General features: G+C 69.8%; 17 protein-coding genes. 2 read left to right on the forward strand and 15 right to left on the reverse strand.

The window, feature by feature from the left end; genetic code table 11:
* Window positions 1–223: 223 nt before the first annotated feature.
* The 11 genes from MJ607_RS11135 to MJ607_RS11185 form a co-directional block, all read right to left on the reverse strand.
* Window positions 224–1,480 (reverse strand): Wzz/FepE/Etk N-terminal domain-containing protein, encoded by a 1,257-nt coding sequence (locus MJ607_RS11135; protein WP_243075654.1) that lies wholly within the window; start codon window positions 1,478–1,480, stop codon window positions 224–226.
* Window positions 1,477–3,138, reverse strand: a complete 1,662-nt coding sequence (locus tag MJ607_RS11140; RefSeq protein ID WP_243075655.1) for a hypothetical protein — start codon at window positions 3,136–3,138, stop codon at window positions 1,477–1,479. Before MJ607_RS11140 ends, MJ607_RS11135 begins: the two co-directional genes overlap by 4 nt.
* 90 nt (window positions 3,139–3,228) lie before the next feature.
* Complete coding sequence (locus MJ607_RS11145) at window positions 3,229–5,307, reverse strand: glycosyltransferase (RefSeq protein WP_243075656.1); 2,079 nt, start codon at window positions 5,305–5,307, stop codon at window positions 3,229–3,231.
* On the reverse strand, window positions 5,307–6,308 hold the full coding sequence (locus MJ607_RS11150; RefSeq protein ID WP_243075657.1) for a glycosyltransferase: 1,002 nt from the start codon (window positions 6,306–6,308) through the stop codon (window positions 5,307–5,309). Before MJ607_RS11150 ends, MJ607_RS11145 begins: the two co-directional genes overlap by 1 nt.
* Window positions 6,309–6,363: 55 nt before the next feature.
* The gene (locus tag MJ607_RS11155) at window positions 6,364–7,239 is read right to left on the reverse strand and encodes an alpha/beta hydrolase (RefSeq protein WP_243075658.1); all 876 of its coding nucleotides are present in this window, start codon (window positions 7,237–7,239) and stop codon (window positions 6,364–6,366) included.
* On the reverse strand, window positions 7,236–8,312 hold the full coding sequence (locus MJ607_RS11160) for an acyltransferase (protein WP_243075659.1): 1,077 nt from the start codon (window positions 8,310–8,312) through the stop codon (window positions 7,236–7,238). The genes MJ607_RS11155 and MJ607_RS11160 overlap by 4 nt, the downstream gene beginning before the upstream one ends.
* 127 nt (window positions 8,313–8,439) lie before the next feature.
* Window positions 8,440–9,435: a glycosyltransferase gene (locus tag MJ607_RS11165; protein WP_243075660.1), complete on the reverse strand. Its 996-nt coding sequence runs from the start codon at window positions 9,433–9,435 to the stop codon at window positions 8,440–8,442.
* Entirely contained in the window at window positions 9,432–10,595 is a 1,164-nt protein-coding gene (locus tag MJ607_RS11170) for a glycosyltransferase (protein WP_243075661.1), read from the reverse strand. The genes MJ607_RS11165 and MJ607_RS11170 overlap by 4 nt, the downstream gene beginning before the upstream one ends.
* The gene (locus MJ607_RS11175) at window positions 10,592–12,214 is read right to left on the reverse strand and encodes a lipopolysaccharide biosynthesis protein (RefSeq protein ID WP_243075662.1); all 1,623 of its coding nucleotides are present in this window, start codon (window positions 12,212–12,214) and stop codon (window positions 10,592–10,594) included. The genes MJ607_RS11170 and MJ607_RS11175 overlap by 4 nt, the downstream gene beginning before the upstream one ends.
* Before the next feature lie 11 nt (window positions 12,215–12,225).
* A complete protein-coding gene (locus MJ607_RS11180) occupies window positions 12,226–13,281 on the reverse strand; it encodes a glycosyltransferase (protein ID WP_243075663.1) in 1,056 nt (351 codons plus the stop codon).
* 151 nt (window positions 13,282–13,432) lie between these two features.
* Entirely contained in the window at window positions 13,433–14,251 is an 819-nt protein-coding gene (locus tag MJ607_RS11185; protein ID WP_243075664.1) for a polysaccharide pyruvyl transferase family protein, read from the reverse strand.
* A 379-nt stretch (window positions 14,252–14,630) separates the two neighbouring features.
* Between MJ607_RS11185 and MJ607_RS11190 the strand changes: the two genes are divergently transcribed.
* A complete protein-coding gene (locus MJ607_RS11190) occupies window positions 14,631–16,019 on the forward strand; it encodes a sugar transferase (protein ID WP_243075665.1) in 1,389 nt (462 codons plus the stop codon).
* Window positions 16,020–16,083: 64 nt separating this feature from the next.
* On the forward strand, window positions 16,084–18,075 hold the full coding sequence (locus tag MJ607_RS11195) for an acyltransferase family protein (protein WP_243075666.1): 1,992 nt from the start codon (window positions 16,084–16,086) through the stop codon (window positions 18,073–18,075).
* 57 nt (window positions 18,076–18,132) lie between these two features.
* Here MJ607_RS11195 and MJ607_RS11200 read toward each other — a convergent pair whose 3' ends face one another.
* The 4 genes from MJ607_RS11200 to MJ607_RS11215 all read right to left on the reverse strand — a co-directional run bounded on the left by MJ607_RS11200 (window position 18,133) and on the right by MJ607_RS11215 (window position 22,042).
* Window positions 18,133–18,312 (reverse strand): hypothetical protein, encoded by a 180-nt coding sequence (locus MJ607_RS11200; RefSeq protein WP_243075667.1) that lies wholly within the window; start codon window positions 18,310–18,312, stop codon window positions 18,133–18,135.
* Between the two features lie 125 nt (window positions 18,313–18,437).
* Window positions 18,438–19,331, reverse strand: a complete 894-nt coding sequence (gene galU, locus MJ607_RS11205) for a UTP--glucose-1-phosphate uridylyltransferase GalU (protein WP_243075668.1) — start codon at window positions 19,329–19,331, stop codon at window positions 18,438–18,440.
* A gap of 120 nt (window positions 19,332–19,451) precedes the next feature.
* Entirely contained in the window at window positions 19,452–19,697 is a 246-nt protein-coding gene (locus MJ607_RS11210) for a hypothetical protein (protein WP_243075669.1), read from the reverse strand.
* Window positions 19,698–19,870: 173 nt separating this feature from the next.
* A complete protein-coding gene (locus MJ607_RS11215; RefSeq protein ID WP_243075670.1) occupies window positions 19,871–22,042 on the reverse strand; it encodes a GDSL-type esterase/lipase family protein in 2,172 nt (723 codons plus the stop codon).
* Window positions 22,043–22,142 lie beyond the last annotated feature (100 nt).

Consider the following 22,142-nt stretch of genomic DNA (forward strand, 5'->3'; position numbering starts at 1 on the left):
GGGTAGAACGCCACGGCGCAGACCATGGCATTCGTCGCGGACCCTCCACTGGGCCCGCACAGCGGCGGTCGCCGATCGTTCATCTCCAGCATCGCGCGCGCCGGCGTCGAGACAGGTCTCGACCCCCGGATGTTTACGGATGTGACGTGAGAATTAACAGGATCGCCACATTGACGGAGTTCGCCGCGCCCCGCGAACGGGACGCGGCGCACTCCGTCGCATGTCAGGCCTTGGTCACCCAGATGACCCCGCCGACCTCGGCGCCGGCCTCGGTGAGCGACTCGAGCGTGCGGGTGAGGTCGTCGTCGGTCGTCTTCCCCGCCGTCACGACCACGAGGGTGCGTCCGCCGAGGCGCGCGAGGGTCGCGGCATCCGCCGTCTCGTCCGTCGCGGGGGCCGTGATGATGACGACCCGCGTGCCGTCCGTCAGGCTCCAAAGGAGGCTCGGGGTGGTCGTGCTCGCGAAGAGGTCGTGCGAGACATCCGTCCGCGTCCCCGCACCCACGAGGGCGAGGTTCTCGATGGATGCCGCCTCGACGATCTCGGCGGGCTTTGCCGTCCCGGCGAGGTAGTCGGTGAGGCCTAGAGCCGAATCGGACGCGTCCGCCTCGGTCGACAGGAGCAGGGTCTCTTCGCCTGTCGCCGCAAAGGCCGCTGCGAGCGGTGCGCCGATCCGCTTGGCCGGGATGCCGGCGCCCGCCGACGTGATGAGCCACGTCGCCGCTCCGCTGGAGCGCGAGAGCAGCGCCGCGCGCAGCGCCGCGACGTCGCGCTGGAGGGGGGCGCCCTTCGAGCCGCGCGTGACCGCGACCGTGCCGAGGACCGGTGCATCCGTGAGTGTGCGGACGCGCGCGAGGTCGTACACGCGCCGATCCCTGCCGGCCTGTACGGCGAGGAAGATCGCGGAGGCGAAGACGCCGACCGCGAAGGCGATGAGGAGGTTGACCACGAGGCTCGGGCTCGCGGGCGTCGTCGGCGGGATGGCCGGCACGAGCGTCGTGAGGGTGTAGTTGTAGGTGGGCGCCTCGACGTTGGTCGGATCGAGGACGACGGGGTCGCTCGCGGCGCGCACGTTGAGCTGCTCGACGATGCCGTTCGCCACGGCGGCGGCCTCGTCGGGGTCGATGAGCGTCACGGTGACCACGAGCACCGTCGACGTAGCCGTCGCCGTCGTGGCGGCCGAGACGACCTGCACCGTGAGGTCGGGGTCGCCGATCTCGGCGACGACAGGCGCCAGGATGATCTCGGTCGGCACCAGCTCTGCGTCGATCGCGGCGCGCTGGCTCGCAAGGCTCGTCGCCTGGAGCTGGCTCTGGATCGAGCCGCCCGCATCGAGGGAGTACAGCACGCGCGTCTCGGCGGCGTACGTCTTAGGGGTTGCGGAGGTCGCGAGCCAGCCGCCCACGAAGGCGACGAGGAGGATCAGGACGACCCACCACCAGGAGCGTCGAAGGACGCGGCCGAGCGTGACAAGGTTCATGGTGCATCTCCAGGGTTGGATCTCGGTTTCCTTCGCCCGCTGCCGCGTGCGGCGGAGCTGACGAAAGCGTTGGACTCCTCGTCCGGCGCGATCATGCCCTCAGCTTCGAGGGACCGTCGGCGGTCGGGGGCCAGCGCAGCCGACGATGCGGCGCTGGAGGTGGTGGAGCGAACTGGGGCAGGCAGCAGCGGCGGGAGGACCATCGACCCCGCGCGCAGATCGGAGCGGATCGACGCGATGATGGCCGGCGCCGCGAACAGGAAGAGGTACGAGGGCGGCGAGCTGAAGGCGGGGGCGGCGACCGAGTCGAGCATGATCAGCGCGAACCAGCAGATGCCGCTCAGTCGGATCCAGCGGATGATGCTCGGCTCGTTGTCCGCGACGCGGAAGAACAGGACGCGCACGGCGAGGATCGCGCCGATGACGAAGGCGATCGTGCCGAGCCAGCCCGTCTCGCCGAGGAGGGCGGGCCACTGCGTGTCGTTGAGGTACTTGCCCATCCCGATGCCGCTGCCGATGCCGTAGATGTACTGGAAGCCGAGGCGGATGTACTCGGGGCTGTAGTAGTCGGCCGCCGTCGCGCTGCCGTACCGGCCGAAGCCGACGCCGAGCGGGAAGTAGGTCTGCGCGACCCCGAGACCACCGTCGGTCAGACGCGATCGCGCCGAGACAGCACCCTCGCCGTAGTAGAGGTCGACATCACCGAAGACGTAGAGGAAGAGCCCTGGCCCGACGATCGCGAGGGCCGCAGGGATGACGCCCGCGATCACGAAGAGCAGCATCGGCCGTCCGGCGCGCAGGACGAGGCCCGACGAGACCGTGAGCAGTCCGACGAGCGACTTGACGCGGAACGTCAACAGCGCGAGGCCCGCGAGGATGAACGCGGCGGCGTACCCGAACCAGCTCGAGCGCACGAAGAACTGGTAGACGAGGATGGATGCCGCGATGATGACCGCCATCCGGCCGAAGGCGGCCGGCTGGCGGAAGGGCCCGATGATGGACGGGATGCCGGCCGTGAACTGGACGGGCGATCCGCCGAACAGTCCTGTCCAGGGGCCGGGGATTACGAGGTTCACGAAGCCGGTCGCGATCAGGACGAGCGCGAGGATGAAGCCCGACTTGGCGAGACCCTGCAGGTCCTTCGGGCTCCAATGCACTTGAGCCACGGCGAAGGCGAAGACGAAGCACTTCGCGAGGAGCGTCGCACCCTGCAGCGAGATGCTCAGAGGCGTCCCGTAGAGCACGGCGCCGAGTGCCCCCGCGAACAGGAAGAGGACGAACCACCCCATGCCGGGGAGCCACACGAGCGTCTTCTCGGCGACGAGGCGTCGCGCCGCGATCGCGGCGCAGGTCCCGAAGATGAGCGCCTCGTCCGCGATGCCGCCGACGCTGCCGAGCGCGGCCTGCAGCTGCGGCGAGATGAGCGCGCCGATGAGCGTCAGGGCGAGGGCAGTCTTCGGGCGGAACCACGCGAGGGCGAAGAACCCGATGCCTGCAACGGCGAGGAACAGGACGAGCGGCAGCTCCACGCCGACGAAGGCGCTGAGCCCGACTGCGAGCAGCAGAGCGGAGTAGCCGACGACGGACCGGAGGGCTCGCCCGACACCGCTCCGCCGAGGGGCGGGAGCGGTGGCGAAGAGGCCTTCAGAGTGGAGCACTTGTCCTCCGTGCGTCGGTGTCGCCATGGTATGAGGCGAGTGTTACGGGGGTCTTACGGTCAGGGAACGCCCGATCAACGCCTCAATCGGTCAGTCGAGGACGCTCAGCCAGAGGCGCTCGACGCGGGGGTAGACGGCATCCGCCGAGAACTCAGACGAGAATCGGTCGAAGCCGGCCGCCGACACCGTAGAGAGCTCGGAGGAGTCGTCCATGAGGGTGCGCAGCGCCGTGGCGAGCTCGTCCGCATCGCCCGGCGTCACCAGCACACCGGCGCCGCCGCCGAGCACGCCGGGGATGCCGCCGACGGGCGTCGAGATGACGGCGTTCTTGCGCGCGAGAGCCTCCAGCACGAACATCGGCATCGCCTCGTCGCGCGAGGGCAGCACCGCGATCGTGGAGCGCTCGAGAAGCGTCATGAGCGCGTCGTGCTCGAGTGCTCCCGGCTTGGAGACGCCCTCAGGCAGGTCCGTGACGAGGTCGGACTCGATGATGGGGCCCGCGATGTGCAGCTCCCATCCGTCGGGCTCGGCGCGCTTCCACGCCTCGACGAGGACGTCGACGCCCTTGCGGCGCGTGACGCCGCCGCCGAAGACGACGAGCTGCTCCTTCGCCCGCGCGCGACCCTCGGGGACGGCGTTGGGCACGAGCTCGACGCGCGCGTCCGGGAGCAGGCCGAGGACCGCCGCCTTGGTCTCGGCGCTCAGTGCGACGACGACATCGGCCGCGCCGAGGGTCTTGCGGACGAGGGCGGGGGACCCGGCGGCGAAGTCCACGAAGCTGCTGCCGTGCAGATGCGCGACGGTCGAATAGCCGAGGCGCTTCGCGAAGCGCAGGATCAGTCCTTCGCGCACGAAGGAGCCCTGCTGCGAGAGGTGCACGGCGACGATCGTGCGGTCGCGGCGTCCGAGGAACGGCGTGCGCACGAGAGCCGAGGCGAAGAGCGCCATCCCCGAGAGTCCCTTGGTGCCGTTGCGGCTCACGAGGAGGCGCTGACGCACCGTGCCGAACGGCCATGACAGGTAGGCGTTCACGACTTGCGTCATGCCGCCCGCGATCTCGCCCTTGCGTCCGACGTGCCACACGGTGGGCTGCGCCGCGGAGGGCGCGCTCACGGCGGGGGCGAGGTCGGGGCGCAGGAGCGCGGTGACGCGCGCCTGCACGGATTCGAGCTGCGTGCGCGCCGTCGCGAGGGCGGACTGCACGCGGGGCCAGCTGTCGGCGGCCTTCGCGAGCGCGTCGCGGATGACACCCTCGCTCACGCCTGAGGTCGGGAGCGAGACGCCCTCGATCCCGGCGGCGGCGAAGTGCCGGTCGATCTTGTCGCTGTCGTCGACGAGTGGCGCGAAGGGCGCCGCGCCTTCCGTGACGGCGGTGATGAGCACGTGCAGGCGGTCGCTCACGGCGACCGAGGTCTGCTGGTAGAGCTCGCGCAGTTCGCGCTCGTGCCGCTCGTGGTCGTCGCCCGACCACTCGTGGTACCGGCCGCCGAGGCGGTCGGCGAGCAGGCGCGAGCGCTCGGCGTCGCGCTCGACCTGCACGACCGAGACGACGTCGAGCTCGCGGTCGTCGGCGAAGGAGCGGACGGCGGCGAACCACGCGTCGGACGGGATGGCACGGTCGCTGCGCATCGAGACGATGAGCAGCGAGCGCTTCTCGTCTCCGCGGGGCTCCGCCTCGCCCTCGCCGAAGGCGAGATCGGGCATGACCTCGCCCCGCCCGAGGAACGCGGCGGTGCGCGCGTCGCGCCAGGCGATGAGGTCGGTCATGGCGAGCGACGGCTGCATCAGGAGCTTGGGGATCCGCTCGAATCCGCGCGCGCCGGCGCCCACCCGGATGACGGGCTTGCGGCGCAGCTTGATCGCCGCGAGGAGGGGCAGCGTGCTGAGGTGCTCCTTGAGCCCTGCGAACGTGATCTGGATCTCACCGGGCTTGAAGACGTACGCCGCCTTGCCGCGGACGGCATCCGCGAGCGCGGCGCGGTACCACGCGGTGAAGCTGCGGTACACGACGTGCTCGGGCCCGACGAGGGACTCGGCGTAGCCTGCCGGCGCATTGCCGACGAAGACGTGCAGGCGACCGAGCGGCTCGAGCCAGCGCAGCAGTCGGCGGCGCAGGATGATGTCGCCGATGTTGTCGTACTGGCCGATGCCGGGGACGTAGATCTCCATCACGACCTCCCGCTTCCGAGGTCTGCCAGCTCGGGCACGCCGTCGCTGTCGATGCGGATCGCGTGGGTGGCGGCATCCCGGAGGATGTCGGCCGTCAGGCCGTCGGCCTCGACAGCGGAGCCGATCCCGCTCTCGTTGATGAGGGCCGCGATCTGCTCCTGGTGGTCGTCGACGTGCTCCTTGCGTGCCGAGCGACGGACGACCGCGACGGGGTAGATGCCCATCTCGAGCATCCCCAGGATCGTGCCGACGCCCGAGTGCGTGATGACGACGTCGGCCTCGCGGGCCGTCCGATTGAAGTCTTCGGCGTCCATCTGCGAGACGGCACGGCCGGGCAGGTCGTCGGCGCGGTCCGTGTAGCCGAGCTGCCACGTCGTCTCGGGCCCTGCGAGACCCGTCGCGAGGACGGCGTCGACGAGGGAGTCGAAGCGGTAGCCCTCGATCGTGCCGAGCGTCACGAAGATCTTGAGCGGACGGTCGGAGTCGACCTCGCGCTGGGTGGTCGTGAACGTCTCGAGCACGCTCGGGTGCACGCCCCAGCGGCCTGTCGCCCACGAGCGGTGCTGTGAGCGCATCTCGGCGCCGCGCACGCCATAGAGGATGCGCCCGCTGAGCGAGGGGCCCTGCACGCGCGACACGCTCTCGATGTAGAGCGTGGGGGTGCCGGCCAGGCGCGCCGCGGGGAGCGCCGCGAGGGCCAGGGCCGCGCCCGTGCTCACAGCGGCCTCGAAGCTCTCCTGCGCAACGGCCTTGCGGATGAGGCGGTAGGCCTCGGCCGTGGACTTCCAGTCGCGCGGGCGGATGTAGGGCACCATGAGGGTGCGCCGGCCGGCCAGCAGCGATCGCGTCTGCGGCGAGTCGAAGCTGATCCAGAGCGAGTCGTCCGTCGCGCCGAGTCCCGGAGCCAGGCGCACGAGTTGCGCGATATGGCCTCCCGTGGATGCGGCGAGGAGAAGCTTGCGGGGTGTGTCGGCGTCGAGGGGTGGCAGTGTGCTGCTCATCGTGGTCCTCCCGGTGTCGGTGTGCGGTTGAGTTCTCGGTCGTGCCGCTGCCCCATCACAGCCGTTCCACCATGAAGGCGAACATCTTGGCGCGCACCTCGTCCGTGAGGAGCGCGAGTCCGTGGCGCTGCCCCGCGGGCAGGACCATCTCGGTCGGCACCCCCGCGGCGACGAGCGCGTCGTGCAGCGCCTCGACCTGGCCGACCGGCACGAGTTCGTTCGTGCCGGCGGCGAGGAAGAGCGGCACGTCGCCGGGGGTCACGGCGGGGAGAGGGGATGCCTCGGCCCCGACCGCGCAGTCCTCGATGTCGGTGCAGCCGAGGTAGGCGAGGATCGTCCCGACCGCCGCGGCGGTGGGCGTGCCCAGTTCGAGCCCGCTCGGCCGCATGTCCGACACGGGGGACAGCGCCGCTGCGGCGGACAGGCCCGAGTCGTCGCGCGTCGCGAGCGTCGCCGTGATGATGGCGCCGGCCGAGCTGCCGATCATGCCGATCCGATCGGGGTCGACGCCGTACTTCTCCGCGACATCCGGCTCCTTGAGCCACGCGACGGCGGCCGTCGCGTCGTCGACCTGCGCGGGGTACGAGTTCTCGGGAAGCAGCCGGTAGTCGATCGTGACGCCGACGATGCCCTGCGCGGCCGACTCGGCGCACAGCTCGAGCATGCTCGAGCGCGTGCCCTCGCTGAACCCGCCCCCGTGCAGCAGCACGATGGCGGGCGCCGGTGCGGAGGCCTCTTCCGGCTCGCAGATCTCGGCCGTCAGCTCGGTGCCGTCGACCGTGCGGTAGACCTCGGTCTGCGTCGCTCCCGCCGTCGCGGAGGGGACGGGGGTGCTCTCGCCGCTGTCGGCAGGCGCCCCGGAGGCGCAGCCGGTCACGGCGAGCACGGCGACCGCGAGGCCGGCCGTGAGTGCGGAGAAACGGTGGATCACGCGGTGCTTTCTCCCACGGCCTTGCGCGAGCGCCGCAGGCGCGTCGGCGGAATGTACAGCCACTTGACCTTGGTCGTGAGCTTCGAAAGGAGCACCGCGATCCAGGTCGTGAGGATCGCGCACGCCGTCACGAGCAGCGCGCCGAGCGGGCCTCCCATGGGCGGCAGCAGCCACTCGAGCAGCGACGCCATGCTCACGATGATGAACAGGTGCAGCAGGTAGATCTGCAGGCTCCACTCGCCGATCGTCCCGAAGACGGCCGCGAGCGGACGGACCATCGCGATGTACTTCGACGCGACGAAGCCGACGGCGATTGCGAGCACCTGCATGATCGTCACGGCGAACGGCAGACCGCGCGCGCCGGGCACTGCCACGACGACGGCCGAGAATCCGAGGTAGACGACGGCGAGGCCGACGAGCGTCCATGGGCCGGACTTCGCGATGCCCGTCGTGATCCGCTCGTAGAACAGCGCGCCGATCAGGAAGAACAGGAAGAGTGCGGCCGTGCGGTTCCAGCCCAGGTTGCCCAGGCTCGCGATGCCGGAGGTGATGGCCGTGGACACGAGCGCGGCGCCGCCGAGCTTGAGCCACACCGGCACGCGGCCGAGCGCCCACACGCCGAGGGTGAACCAGAACATCGCGTAGAGGAACCAGTAGCTGTTGCTGGGCCATACGAGCAGCAGCAGGATGCTGCGCGGGTCCGTCGCGGGAAGCGCGCCGAGATCCCCGTTCGTGCCGGGCACGACGATGTAGAAGACGAACCGGACGAGGGACCAGACGATGTAGAGCCACAGCAGCGGCAGGAGCCGGCGCTTCCACAGCTGCGGGAACGTCCACGTCGAGACGCGCAGCGCGAACATGCCCGAGATGACGAAGAAGGCGGGCATCGGGAACGCCTCGAGGAACAGCTTGATGCGCCCCGGGAAGCTCGCGATCTCGGCCTCGCCGAAGTAGAGGCTCGTATGGAAGATCACCACCATGAACATGGCGACGCCCTTGGCGACGTTCACCCATGCCTTCGGGCGCGTGTTGCGGTCGATCAAAGTCCATCTGGTGCGCGCTGAATCGGTCATCGCGAACCTCCCCCCCCAGGGTCATTTGGTGCGAAGTGCACTTTCCACGCTACGGATGCGCCGTTTCCAGGCTGTGTCGCGAGGGCGTCGATCGTGCGAACATCGTCGGGCGAGCGGTGAGGAGGCGTCACAGTCGGCCTCCCGCCTTCTCGAGCACGACGCTGTACGCACGCGGGCTGAGCCACCCGAGCGTGTAGATGCCGAAGCGCGTGACGTCTCCCCGGCGGCCGATCGCGCCGAGCTGCGCGAACGACATCTCCGAGCGAACCTGCTTGACGAGGCCGCGTCGCTCGGTGTCGGAGTAGGCGCCCGAGGTCGCATCCTTCAGCCGGGACAGCGTGTTGTACCGCGCGCGGTAGTAGAGGTAGTCGGGGCTCCGCAGCGCCGCCGCGTCGACGCGCGCGACGCACCGGGCCATGACCTCACCGAGCTCGCGGAGGGAGTCGGCGCGGCGCGAGCCGGACCGGATGATCGAGCCGGTGCGCAGCTTGTACGTGTAGACGGAGCGGTGCAGCAGTGCGACGCGGTCGGCCTCGACGAGAGCCTGGGCGACCATGGCCTGATCCGAGTGCTGACGGATGCGCGTGAACTCGATCCGGCCGAGGAGCGACCGCCGGAAGAGCTTGTTCCACAGGTGCCCCGTGATGCCGCCGACGAGCAGCGCATCGAGCCCCTCGGCGCCGGTCAGCAGGTCGCCGTCCGGCAGATTGCCGACGGGGCGCTCGGGCTGGCCCTCGGAGACGACGGTCGCCCCGGCGCACACGATGTCGGCGTCGGCGGCGATCGCGGCATCCCGCAGCGCGCTCGCCGCGTCATCCGGCCACTCGTCGTCTGCGTCCACGAACCAGATGTAGTCACCGGATGCCGCGGCCACGGCCGCTTCGCGCGCGGCGGCGACGCCGCCGTTCTCGGGCAGCAGCACGGCCCGCACGGTGGAGTGGGCCTCGGCGAGCCGGGCGATGATCAGCGCCGTGTCGTCGGTCGACTTGTCGTCGACGAGGACGACCTCGAGTGCGGGACCCGCCTGGCCGAGCAGGCGCTCGACGGCGGACTCGACGAACTCCGCCGCGTTGAAGCACGGCAGGACGACGCTGATGGATGCCACGGACTCGCTCGAGGTCATGTCGCAGAGCTCCCTGAGGTCACGAGGTCGAGCACGCGCTCGAGGTCGCGGCCGCTCGAGTCCACCGAGAAGCGGTCGAGCCACGCGTCGATGTGCTCGAGGCCCAGTGCGCTCGCCCGCACGACGGCGTCGGCGAGGTCGGACGGGTCATCGGTCAGGGCGAGCTCGCCCGTGATGCCGGGGACGATCGCGTCGGCGACGCCGAGTGCGCCCGAGACCGCGACCGACGGGACGCCGACCGCCGCCGCCTCGACGAGGACGTTGCCGAACCCCTCGCGGTTGGAGGGGAGCAGCACGACGGCGTTCGGCGCGAAGTGCGAGAACCAGTCCTCGACCCAGCCCTTGTCGACGAACGTGACGCCGGTGCGCGCAGCGGCGTCGTTCATCGAGGCCAGCAGCGGCCCGCCGCCGAACGAGACGACCTCGGCCGTGATGCCCCGCTTGGCGAGCTCGGCGGCCGTGTCGATCGCGAGCGTGGGGCGCTTCTGCACGACGAGGCGGCAGGGCAGGACGATCTGCAGGCCCGCCTCGATGCCGGGCTCGCGCTCGACCCGCGCGCGGCTCGCGACCTTCGCGGTCGCGGGATTGGCGACCACCGTCATCCGCTCGCCCTTGACGCCGAAGCCCGCGACGAGCTCGCCGGCGACGGGGTGCGAGATGGCGATGACGTGGTCGGCGCGGGGGTAGAGCTTGCGGGCGAACCAGATCTTCACCTTGTGCGACAGGTCTGCGCCGTCGAGGCCGAGCGACACGAGGTTGCGCTCGCTCACGATGATCTTGGGGGCCTTGTCGCGCGCGAGCTCGCCCGCGGTCAGGAGGATGAGGTTGGCGTGCGCCTGCAGGCTCACGGCGACGTCGGCCTTCGTCACGCGGAAGAGGTCGGCGACGGCGCGCGCCTTGCCGAAGTGCCCCTTGGCCTTCGCGACGGAGTAGGCCTGCACGCCCTCCGGCAGGTAGCCGGTCGTGTCCTTGCCCGAGGTCGTGATGACGCTCACGGTGTGGCCGCGCTCGGCGAGCCAGCCCATCCACGTGCGTGCGACGAACTCCGCGCCGCCGCCGTGCAGGGACGGGATGACGAACAGCACCGAGAGGGTGCGGGTCGGGGCGCTCGCAGCGGATGCCGGGGCCGGGGCTGCGGTGGGTGCAGCGGAAGCGGTCATGATCGGCGTTTCCCTTCGTCGTCGTTCCATTCGGCGGGAGGTTCGTCTCCCGGAATCAGGTCGTGCGGCCGCTCGAGGCGCTCTTCGCCCTCGCTCAGCGCGGGGTCTTCGAGGGCCTCGGCGAGCTCGGGCTCGGTCACGACGGCCGCTGTTCCGGCCGCCTTGCGGCGGCGCTTGAAGAACCGGCGAGCGCTCGCGAGCTCGACCATGTCGCGCCGGAACCGCGGCCACACGAGCGCCACGAGGCCGAGCCACGCGAGCAGCACGAGGCCGCCCACGATGACGCGGATGAACGGCAGCTCGGGGTCGATCCAGATCGTCGAGAAGCCCGACACGACGCAGCCGAGGCCGAACACGATGATCGCGCGGGCGCCGTTGAAGAACATCGCGCCGACGGGGGCGTCCGACGAGCGGCGCACCCACAGCAGCGAGAGCGGCCACATGATCGCGATCGAGGCCGAGTACGCGATCGCGACGCCGTACATGCCCCAGATCGAGCCGACGAGGATCGCGACGATCATGAGCGGGCGCGTCACGAGCGAGTAGTACAGGTTCTGCCGCATGAGCCCCTTGGACAGGAAGACCCAGTAGCTCGCGTAGCCCGCGGCCTGGAAAAAGCCCGCGACGAGCAGGATGCGGAAGACCGGCACGGCTTCGAGCCACTGCGGGCCGAGCATGATCCGGATGACGGACTCGGCCTGTGCGCCGAGCAGGGCGAGCACGGCGCCGATGACCGAGAGGAGCGCCGTCTGCCCGAACGTGATGAAGGCGGCGTAGCGCGCCTTGTCGTCCTGCAGCCGCGACAGCACGGGCAGTGCGACGCGCGTCGAGGGCGCGTTGAGCTGCAGGAGCGGCAGCATCATCAGCTGGAAGGCGCGGTTGTAGAGACCGAGGTCGGCCGCGCCGAAGCGCGCGCCGATGACGATCGAGTCGACGTTGCGGCTCGTGTATGTCAGCAGCTGCGTGCCGAACATGTTGACGCCGTACCCGAGCAGGCCCCGCATCGGCTCGCCGCGCGAGATGCCGCCGGGGAACCATCGGGCGAGGGCGATGAGGAAGCCGAGCGCCGCGACCGTCTGGCCGATCTGCTGGCCCACGAGCGCCCAGTAGCCCGTGCCCGCGAACGCCATCGCGAGTCCGACCGCGAGTCCGAGCGCCTGTGCACTGGTCTCGACGACGACGAGGCGGCCGAACCGGAGGTTGCGCGACATGTCGGCGCGGAACTGCGTCGACAGACCGTTGAGCAGGAACGTCACCGACAGCGCGGCCGCGATGGGCTGCAGTCGGTCGTCGCCGTAGAACGCCGCGATGAGCCACGATGCCGAGATCGTCAGCAGCATGAGCGTCGCGCCCATCGACGCGTTGATCCAGAACAGGTTGTTCTTCTGCCCGCGGCTCAGGGTGCGCGCCTGGATCGCGGCGGAGCTCAGACCGAAGTCGCGGATGAGCTCGCCGACGCCGATGATGGCGGTCACCATGGCGAGCAGACCGTAGTCGGTCGGCGTCAGCAGGCGCGCCAGGATCATGATCCCGCCGAGCTGCACGACGATGCGGATTACCTGCCCCAGGACGGTGACGGCGGCGCCCCGCGACGCCGACTCTCCCAGGGACGTGTTCACGTCCGTGCCCGTCATCGGCGGCGGGCCACCCGTGAGATCGCCTGGCGGTACGCGCCTTCGATGATGCGGCCGACGTGGTCCCAGTCCCGTTCCGAGAGGTCCGGCTCGGCGGAGCGTTCCGCCGAGCGGACGGTCTCGAGCGCTTCGCGCAGGGTCTCGGCGCTCAGGTCGCCGTCGTACTCGAGGATCCAGCCCGGTCCGACCTCTTCGGAGAGTGCCGTGTTGGCGGGCGTCCGCGGTGCGAGCACGGGACGCGAGAGCGACATCGCGGCGAGGATCGCGCCGGAGTTGTGCATCTCGTTGTACGGCAGCACGACGAGCTCGGCGCGGCCGACCTCGTCGACGAGTTCGGCGTCCGAGACGTAGCGCAGGAGCGCCGTGATGCGCGGGTCGCGCTCGCAGTGCGCCTCGACCATCTCGCGCTGCCCCGTGCTGGGCGAGCCCACGATCCGCAGCGTCAGGTCGTCGCCGTCAAGCTCCGAGAAGACGGTCGCGAGCGCATCGACGCCCTTGTAGGGACGGATGATGCCGAAGTAGACGATGCGGCCGGGCTCGGGCGCGGGCAGCGGGTGCGCCGCGTACGCCTTGCGGTAATGGCCGTGCAGCGCCGTGACGACGGGGCGGTCGGTCGGGGGCGTCGTCGTCGGGTTGAGCCGGATGTACACGTCGGTCGCGCGGTCGAACCGGCGCAGCGAGCGCCGTTCGGCGGCGCTGCCGGGCTCGTGCGGCTCGACGTTGTGCAGGTGCCGGACGATCGGGGTCCGAAGCACCTTGGCGCGCAGCAGGAAGGCGTCGAGATACCGCCGGCGCGTGAACCGGCGCAGCGGCGTGCCGCCGCGGATCGTCAGCTCGGGCCAGTGCGCGTGGAAGACGTCGTAGCGCGAGAAGATCGCCTGCTTCCAGGAGAAGAACCGGTGGACGACCGCCGGATTGTCCATCCCGACCATCTGGTCGACGAACTTCGTGTGGCCGTCCGGCGGAACCAGCGTCTGCTGGACGGTGATCACCGCGGGACCGGAGGGGACCGGGTCCGCCGTGACGGCGGCACGATCGGCTGTTGTCGTCATGGTGTGGCTCTCAGTCTTGGGGAACTGCTCGGAACGATGACGACCCTGTCCGGATGCCACTGTAGCGATGATCGCGACAGGGCTGGACCCTCGACATCCGCTCGGCATCGAGTGTTTACGTGCTCGAAACCGACGCGAATCGGATAAACCGTCAGGCTGCGGCGTGCGTTTTCCGTGCCGCCGCGCCCGTCCACAGGTCCGCCGGGAAGGCGTTCAGGAGCGGCTGCGGGTCCCAGTCCGCAATGGGCGGAGCGGGGTTCTCGAGGGCCTCCGCGACGGTCTGCGACGAGGGCGGGAGGGTGCGCCCCGTGCCCTCGTAGTAGTCGTGGTACTTGAACAGATCCTCGGCGCCCGGGAGCACGAGAGACGCCGGCACGCCGAACGTCTCGGCCAGGATGATCCCGTGCAGCGACGACGCCACGACGTGCGAGCTCTCGGCGATCGTGCGGATCGTCTTCCACACGCGGGTCGTCGGGTCGAGGAATCCCGGCTCGTCCTTCCAGCGGGGAACGTCGTGCAGATTCGGCACGACGGTCACGCCGCGTTTGCGGGGAACGACGGATGCCGCGAACTCGCGGAAGATCGTCGGCACGAGCAGCGCGGGGTCGCCGTAGACGGCCGGGGCGTCGATGCCGCGCTCGGCGAGCCAGGCGCGCGTGCGGGGTCCTCGGACCGCTCGGACGTCGAGGTGCGTGAAGCGGTAGGCGTCATCCGAGATCTTCCCGTTGCGCCCGCTTCCCCACACGGTGTCGCCCTCGCGACCGAAGTGCAGGACCGAGCCGACGCTCAGCAGACGGCGCTCGTCGGCGCGTCCGGGAACGCTCTTTGCGAGCTCCTTGACGATGAGCGGACCGAGCAGATCGCCGAAGTTGTTGGGGCGCTTGAGACGCGGAAGCGCGCGGGCGATGCGCCCGTCGCCGATGTGCCGGCGAGGGTTCCAGTGCACCAGTTCGACGCCGCGGAGCTTCACGATGCGACCCCCTCGACAGTCGTGGTGGGCGCGTGGCGTTCGAGGCGTTGCGTCATAGCGTGGAATGATATCCAGCCCGCATGACGTCTCTTGACGCGTCGGCCGAAGTCATCGAAACGATTGCGACGTCTGTAACACGGTGGTAACCCGCTGTTGGCGGATCACCGCCATCATGGAACACGGAATCCGTCTCTGGGGGGAGCGGGTGTGACTCCCCAAGATGGTCCCTGCCTTCCCCCCGAGGTCCGTGACTCGGAAGTGGGCATACATGGCAACTGTGACTGTGAAGAATGAGCTGGTTCTCGGGAGGAACGACTACCCGCAGGTGCGGGCGACCGCCCGGCCCCGTCCCTGGGAGCGTCGGTACGGGAGAGCCCTCGTGGCGTCCGACACCGCCGTGCTGGTGGCGGTCCTCGCTTTTGTACTGACCGTCGCGCCGCATCCCCGGCTCGTCGAGTTCCCGCGTTTCGACCTGCTGCTTCCCGTGATCGGAATCGCGGCAGCCGTATTCATCGGCATCCTCGCCCTGCTCTCCCTGACCGGCAGCCGCACGCCGCGCATCGTCGGCGTCGGAAGCCGCGAGTACCGCGCGCTCATCCAGTCGACGTTCCTGGCCTTCACGACGGCGGCGCTCCTGGCCTACGTCTTCGGAGTCGAGGGACTGCACTTCGTCCTCGCCTACGGCCTCGTCGGAACCATGGTCGCCCTCGTCCTCAGTCGCTGGGTCTGGCGACGCTGGCTCGTCACGCAGCGGCGCCAGGGACGCATGGTCAACCGCGTGCTGCTCGTCGGGTCCGAGGAGTCCGTCGCGGCGACCTCGCGCGACCTCAAGCGCACGCCGGCCGCGGGCCTTCTCGTCGTCGGCGCGTGCACGCCGTCGGGCCGGATCGCGGACTACATCCCGGGCACCGACATCGCTGTGTCCGGTTCGGTCGACAGCGTCATCGAGGCGCTGCGGCGCGTCGAGGCCGACACCGTGCTGATCAGCAGCGCGAACGAGCTGAGCTCCGCGACCGTGCGCTCGCTGAGCTGGGAGCTCGAGCCGGGGCGCCACCACCTGATCGTGGCGCCGAGCCTCACCGACATCGGCGGTCCGCGCCTGCACACACGTCCCGTCGCAGGCCTGCCCCTCGTCCACGTCGAGACGCCGCGGTACACGGGCGGCAAGCTGCACGCCAAGCGCGCGTTCGACGTCCTCGCGGCGGGCGCCCTCATCGTCGTGCTCGCACCGGTGCTGATCTTCGTGGCGCTCGCTGTGCAGTTCACGAGCCCCGGCGGAGTGCTGTTCCGCCAGGAGCGCATCGGTCTGGGCGGCGAGAAGTTCCAGATGCTCAAGTTCCGTTCGATGTACGCCGATGCCGAGGCGCGCCTCGCAGACCTCACGCGGGACGAGGGCGAAAAGGGCAACGACATCATGTTCAAGATGAAGGACGACCCGCGCGTCACCGGCATCGGCAAGGTCCTGCGCCGCTTCAGCCTCGACGAGCTGCCGCAGCTGTTCAACGTCTTCCTGGGAGATATGGCGCTCGTGGGGCCCCGGCCCCCGCTCGAGCGCGAGGTCACGCAGTACGCCGACACGGTGCACCGCCGGTTCCTCGTCAAGCCGGGCATCACGGGGCTGTGGCAGGTCAGCGGTCGCAGCGACCTCGACTGGGACGAGACGGTCCGTCTCGACCTCTTCTACGTCGAGAACTGGACGCTGACCGGCGACCTGACGATCCTGCTCAAGACGGTCAAGGCCGTGCTCAAGAGCGAGGGCGCGTACTGACCTCGGATTCCTGCTCGCACGATCGTCCCTTCGGGGGCTCATTGCCGATGAACGGGGACAGATCATGACGAACACCGACACCGCCACGGTCCGGGCGGCCGCCCCGGCCACCGGGACCACCCGGCGCTACCTCACGGGTGTCCAGGGACTGCGCACGATCGCCGCGCTCCTGGTCGCGGTCTACCACATCTGGTTCGGGCGGGTCTCCGGCGGCGTCGACGTCTTCTTCGTCGTCGCCGGGTACTTCGCGACCCTCTCGCTGCTCAAACTCGCGACGATGGACTCGCGGGAACGCGCCGCCTCCATCGGCGGGTACTACCTGCGCACGGCTCGTCGTGTCTTCCCGTCCGCTGCCGTCGTGATCCTCTTCACGGTCGTGGCGGCGAGGTTCTGGATGCCGCCGGCCCTGTGGGAGACGAACATCACGCACGGCGTCGCGAGCATCATCTTCGCCGAGAACTGGCAGCTCATCCGGTCGGCGACCGACTACCTCCAGCAGGGCGCGATGGCGTCACCGTTCCAGCAGTTCTGGGCGCTCTCGCTGCAGGTGCAGTTCTACGCGGTCTTCCCGCTGCTCGTCGCGCTGGCGGTGGCCGTCGCGGTGCGCCTGGGTCGCGACCCCCGCAAGATCGTCCTCGTCATGGCGGGCGTGATCTTCGCCGCCTCGTTCGCTTACTCCGTCTACCTCACCGCCATCGACCAGCCGGTGGCGTACTTCAGCACCTTCACCCGCCTGTGGGAGTTCATGGCGGGCGTCGTCACGGCGATCCTGCTCACGCGGGAGATGCGCAACAAGACGGTCGCGGCGATCCTCGGGTGGGTCGGACTCATCGTCCTGCTGAGCCTCGGCGCGCTCTTCGACCTGTCGACGCTGTTCCCGGGCGCGGTCGCCCTCATCCCCGTCAGCGCGGCGATCCTGATCATCGTGAGCGCCTGGAACGCCCGCGAGCCCGGGATCCTCCGAGCCCGACCCGTGCTGTGGTTCGCGGAGTCGTCCTTCGCGTTCTATCTGTGGCACTGGCCGCTGCTGATCTTCTACCGTCTCAACTTCGGCGAGGAGATGCCGTTCTTCGCGGGGCTGGCGATCCTCGTCGTCTCCGCCGTGCTCGCCGTCGCGACGACCAAGCTCGTCGAGGTGCCCATCCGCAACTCGCCGCTGCTGCGCCGGTCCGCGATCGCCACGATCGTCACCTGCGTGCTCGTGATGGTGCCCGCTGCGGGTGCCATCTGGTTGTGGAACAAGGGCGCGGACTCCGCCTACTCCGAGGCGCAGAAGGATGTCGAGGCCCACCTCGCAGGGCGGCCCATCGCCTCGGCGCCGGTTCCGGCGCCGATCTATGCGCGCGACGACAACGTCGACAGCTACACCAACGGATGCCACCAGTCGATCCGCGACGCCGAGCTGATCGCCTGCGAGTCGGGCGTCGAGGACGGTTCACGCACGATCGTGCTGGTGGGCGGATCGCACTCCCTGCAGTGGCTGGAAGCGGTCAGGAGCACGGCCGAGGAGACCGACGCGCGGGTCATCGCGATGACCAAGAGCGGGTGCGTGTTCGGCGACATCAACGCATTCGGCGCGGACAGCTTCCACCCGTCGTGCGCCGTGTGGTCGGAAGCGGCGCTGCAGAAGATCCTCGCCGACCCGCCGACCGTCGTCGTCACGATCGGCTCACGGTCGATCGACGGCGTCGAAGAGGTCCCCGAGGGATACCGGATCTATTTCGACGCGCTCGCGGAAGCCGGCATCCCGGTGCTCGCGCTGCGTGACAATCCCTGGTTCCCGAACGATGTGCCCGTGTGTCTCGATGTGTTCGGCGAGGCGGGATGCTCCATCGATCGCGACGCCGTGTACGGCGATCTGAGCGACCTGGCGATCCCGGTTGCGGCCGGATTCACGTTCCTCGACACGGCTGACGACTACTGCGACGAGTCCACGTGCGGCGTCGTGCAGGACGACGTTCTCATGTACCGCGACTCGAATCACCTGACGAAGACGTGGACACTCACCAACGGCGATCACGTCGCGTCGGCGCTGCGGCAGAAGGTCCTGGGCTGACCGGCGGAATATCCTTCCGCCGAGACATCGTGCGCCGCGCAGAACCCGGCGAACGGGCTATTCCCGGATGCCGCCGCTCGGAGCCGGTCGGTACAGCACGTCCATCTCGCGCTGGTACTCGCCAACGGCGACGGAGCGGCCGATGGCGTGCGCGACGAACAGTGAGACGAGCAGCCACACCGCGAGGGTGCCGATGATGATGGCGGGCAGGCTGGTGGCGAGGGTTGGAGCTTCCATGGGCACGACTCTCCGTTGAGTGGTGGTGCAGGGCAGGAGGTGAAGCTTGCGCGCCAGCATAGCCCACATGCAGGAGGAGCCGCGAACCGGGAATCCGGTCGCGGCTCCTCGTGCGAGTTGTTCGATCAGACGAGCGTGGGTGCGATCTCCTTAATCCAGGACGCGAGGTCAGGGCCCAGATCGTCGCGATCGAGGGCGAGCTGGATGCTGGACTTCAGGTAGTCCAGTCGATCGCCGGTGTCATAGCGGCGGCCGTCGAAGATCACCCCGAGCACGGGGCCGGCGATCTCGGCGTCGGCCGCGAGCGTCTCGAGCGCGTCGGTCAGCTGGATCTCGCCGCCCTTGCCCGGCTCGGTCGTCTCGAGCACGTCGAAGATCTCCGGCTTGAGCACATAGCGACCGATGATCGCGAGGTCGCTGGGAGCGTCCGCAGCGGACGGCTTCTCGACGAGTCCCTTGATCGAGACGAGGTCGTCTTCGTCGGTGGCATCGACGTCGGCGCATCCGTAGAGGTGGATCTGCGAGGGATCCACGCGCATGAGGGCGACGACCGTCGCGGATCGCGTCGTGGAGACCTCGATCATGCGCGAGAGCAGCGGGTCGCGCGCATCGATGAGGTCATCTCCGAGCATGACGGCGAAGGTCTCGTTGCCGACGTGCTTCTTGGCACGCAGGACCGCGTGACCGAGGCCCTTCGGGTCGCCCTGCCTGACGAAGTGGATGTCGGCGAGCGAGCTCGGCTCGACGACGCGGGCCAGCTTGCCGTGGTCGCCCTTCTGCTCGAGGGTGTGCTCGAGTTCGGTGACACGGTCGAAGTGGTTGGCGAGTGCGTTCTTGTTGCGCCCGATGATGACGAGGATGTCGTCGATTCCGGCGGCGACCGCCTCTTCCACCACGTACTGGATGGCGGGCTTGTCGACGACCGGAAGCATCTCCTTCGGCATCGCCTTGGTTGCCGGAAGGAAGCGCGTACCGAGGCCGGCGGCAGGAATGACTGCCTTGATCGATGGAGTTGTCATGCCTCGACAGTAAAGAAGTCGCGTGAAGATTCGATTTCGGGGAGGTGACAGGCAGGCGCTGAATGCCGCGAAATGGCCGCGCCCCAGGTGAATCGGCTCGCTGCACGGCGTCCCGCGGTGTCAGATGCGGCGCGGTTTCTTGGGGGTCGCCATCGTCTCGTCCGCGACCGCCGCGTGATCGAACGCGGGCTCGCTCAGGGGAGCCGCGTGGTCTCCGGCGTCGGCAGATCGTGCTTCGCGACCGAGCGCACCGAGCTGATAGTCATGCTCGGCTGCCGCCGAGGTGCGCCCGAGGGCGACCGCGACGGCTATTGCGATGACGATCCAGACGACGACGATGATCAGAAGGGTGGCGAGGGTGTCCATGATGCTCTCCAGCGAGCTCAGGAGCGTCCGCCCGAAATCGGACGCTATGAGGCGAGTATATGCACCCCCATCCGCGTCTCGGCACCCCGCGGCCATCCGCTGATCCTGCGCGGCAGGTGACCCGGCCGGACTGTGCGATCGCTCGGCTGCCGGTCTATGGCTCCCGGTCTCGGTCAGTGGGGCGTGGTCTCGATGCGGAAGGCGTCGAGCAGGATGTTGCGTCCGCCGGATGCTGCGGCCTTCGTGCCCGTCCGGGTGACGGTGATCGTGTGCTCGCCGGGCGTGAGCGGTCCGCTGTCGAAGACGAGGCGCTGGTAGACCGTGGTGGCGCTGAAGCCGTCGAAGCGGCCGGCGAGGACGCCGTCGATCCGGACCTCCGAGATGCCGCTCGTCGAGGTGAGCCTCGTCGCGATCTGCACGCGTGTGCCTGTGAAGGTGAGCCCGAACGCGGCACCCGAGGTCGCGCTGTAGCTGACGGACCCGCCGCTGTCCTGCGCGGACGAGGTCGTCTTCCAGTCCGCTGCGTACGCGACGAGGGGGCTCGTGTTCTCGACCCACGCGACTGTCGGCGTGGGGGTGGGCGTCGGCGTGGGTGTTGGGGTCGGCGTGGGAGTCGGGGTCGGCGTCGGGGTCGCCGTCGGGGTCGGGGTCGGGGTGGGGCTCGGCTCGGGCGTGGGTGTCGGGGTGGGGGTGGGTGTCGGAGTCGGTGTCGGTGTGGGCGTCAGGGGTGCTGCCGTGGTCTCGATGCGGAAGGCGTCGAGCAGGATGTTGCGTCCGCCGGATGCTGCGGCCTTCGTGCCCGTCCGGGTGACGGTGATCGTGTGCTCGCCGGGCGTGAGCGGTCCGCTGTCGAAGACGAGGCGCTGGTAGACCGTGGTGGCGCTGAAGCCGTCGAAGCGGCCGGCGAGGACGCCGTCGATCCGGACCTCCGAGATGCCGCTCGTCGAGGTGAGCCTCGTCGCGATCTGCACGCGTGTGCCTGTGAAGGTGAGCCCGAACGCGGCACCCGAGGTCGCGCTGTAGCTGACGGACCCGCCGCTGTCCTGCGCGGACGAGGTCGTCTTCCAGTCCGCGGCGTACGCGACGAGGGGGCTCGTGTTCTCGACCCACGTGACAGTCGGGGCCTGCGGGGGAGCCACGGTCGGCGTCGGCGTCGGCGTCGGCGTCGGCGTCGGCTCGGCTGTCGCGGTCGGCGTCGGCTCCGGCGTGGGTGTCGGTGTCGGTGTCGGTGTCGGCTCGAGCGTCGGGGTGGGAGTGGGCTCCGGAGTGGGTTCGAGCGTCGGAGTCGGCGTCGGTGTCGGCTCGACGGTTGGTTCCGGTGTCGGGGTCGGTGTCGGCTCCGGTGTCGGCTCGAGTGTCGGGGTCGACGTCGGCGTGGGCTCCGCCGTCGGCGTCCCCGTCGGGGTCGGTTCCGCAGGCGTCTGCGGTCCCGCCGTGCCGCCCGTGGCGGACGGCGTCGCGGTGACGCCCGTTCCGAACCAGCCGGCGGCCACGATCTTCTGCCACGTCACCGCGGCGACCTTCGCCTGTCCTGCGACGGACGGGTGGAAGCGGTCGCTGGTCGAGACATCCGTCGCCGTCGGTGTCAGCGCGTGGACGGCGCCGTCGTCGAAGAGGCAGCGGGGCACGGCGTCGCAGAGCTCGTCGATCACTCCGTTCATGGAGACGAGGATCGACTCGACGGCGGTGCGTCGCTCGGTCGCCTCGGGCGAGACGTCGGCGGCGGCTCCGAGCATGAGCGCGCACGAGCCCTGACGCGACCACTGATCGACGATCGCGGCGTCGACGTGGCCCATCTCCCACAGGCTCAGCATGCTCGGGATGGAGGCCGCGAGGATGCGCGCCTGCGGGAGCCCCGAGCTCAGCGTCTGCAGGGCCGCGGAGTACTCCGCGCGGAACTGCTCGAGCGAGGGGATCGCGGCGATCGTGGGAGCTCCGCAGATGTTGTTCGATCCGGCGAGGACGGTGACGTAGTCCGCGCCGCGGGCGACCGCCTGCGTCGCCTGCCGCTGCAGGTCGGCGGTCGTCGTGCCGCCGACCGCAAGGTTGTAGGCCGTGAGCGGCACGCCTGTCGCCGCCTGGATCCGGGTGCGGTGAGACTCGACGGAGGCGTCGGTTCCCGTCGACCAGCTGTAGGCGGGGCGGTCGCCGGCGACGCCGTCGGCGCGCGCGGCGCGGGTCAGCGAGTCTCCGAGAGCGGCGATGACGTCCGGCGGATCGTCGGCGTACGCGATCGACGATCCGATCGGCAGTCCGACCAGCCCCACGATGAGGGCGGCCGCGGCGAGCATGGCGGTGCGTCGCGTGTCACGGTGCTGAGGCGAACGCAGAGGCGAGGCGGGCATCAGTGCTCCGGGATGAGTCGGGCTCGGAGAGAGCTTCGTTCATCTGCGCAGTGGAGCGTTCGCAGTTTCGGCGATCATGGCACTGCGAATCATCCCGGCG

It is taken from the genome of Microbacterium sp. SS28 (genome assembly GCF_022761035.1).
Classification (GTDB): Bacteria; Actinomycetota; Actinomycetes; order Actinomycetales; family Microbacteriaceae; genus Microbacterium.

Coding starts and splice junctions, on each gene's coding strand:
- MJ607_RS11210 (WP_243075669.1), bottom strand. CDS start 19,697: ATGGACACCCTCGCCACCCTTCTGATCATCGTCGTCGTCTGGATCGTC.
- MJ607_RS11160 (WP_243075659.1), bottom strand. CDS start 8,312: ATGACCGATTCAGCGCGCACCAGATGGACTTTGATCGACCGCAACACG.
- MJ607_RS11135 (WP_243075654.1), bottom strand. CDS start 1,480: ATGAACCTTGTCACGCTCGGCCGCGTCCTTCGACGCTCCTGGTGGTGG.
- MJ607_RS11180 (WP_243075663.1), bottom strand. CDS start 13,281: ATGACGACAACAGCCGATCGTGCCGCCGTCACGGCGGACCCGGTCCCC.
- MJ607_RS11165 (WP_243075660.1), bottom strand. CDS start 9,435: ATGACCTCGAGCGAGTCCGTGGCATCCATCAGCGTCGTCCTGCCGTGC.
- MJ607_RS11145 (WP_243075656.1), bottom strand. CDS start 5,307: ATGGAGATCTACGTCCCCGGCATCGGCCAGTACGACAACATCGGCGAC.
- galU (WP_243075668.1), bottom strand. CDS start 19,331: ATGACAACTCCATCGATCAAGGCAGTCATTCCTGCCGCCGGCCTCGGT.
- MJ607_RS11200 (WP_243075667.1), bottom strand. CDS start 18,312: ATGGAAGCTCCAACCCTCGCCACCAGCCTGCCCGCCATCATCATCGGC.
- MJ607_RS11150 (WP_243075657.1), bottom strand. CDS start 6,308: ATGAGCAGCACACTGCCACCCCTCGACGCCGACACACCCCGCAAGCTT.
- MJ607_RS11215 (WP_243075670.1), bottom strand. CDS start 22,042: ATGCCCGCCTCGCCTCTGCGTTCGCCTCAGCACCGTGACACGCGACGC.
- MJ607_RS11195 (WP_243075666.1), top strand. CDS start 16,084: ATGACGAACACCGACACCGCCACGGTCCGGGCGGCCGCCCCGGCCACC.
- MJ607_RS11170 (WP_243075661.1), bottom strand. CDS start 10,595: ATGACCGCTTCCGCTGCACCCACCGCAGCCCCGGCCCCGGCATCCGCT.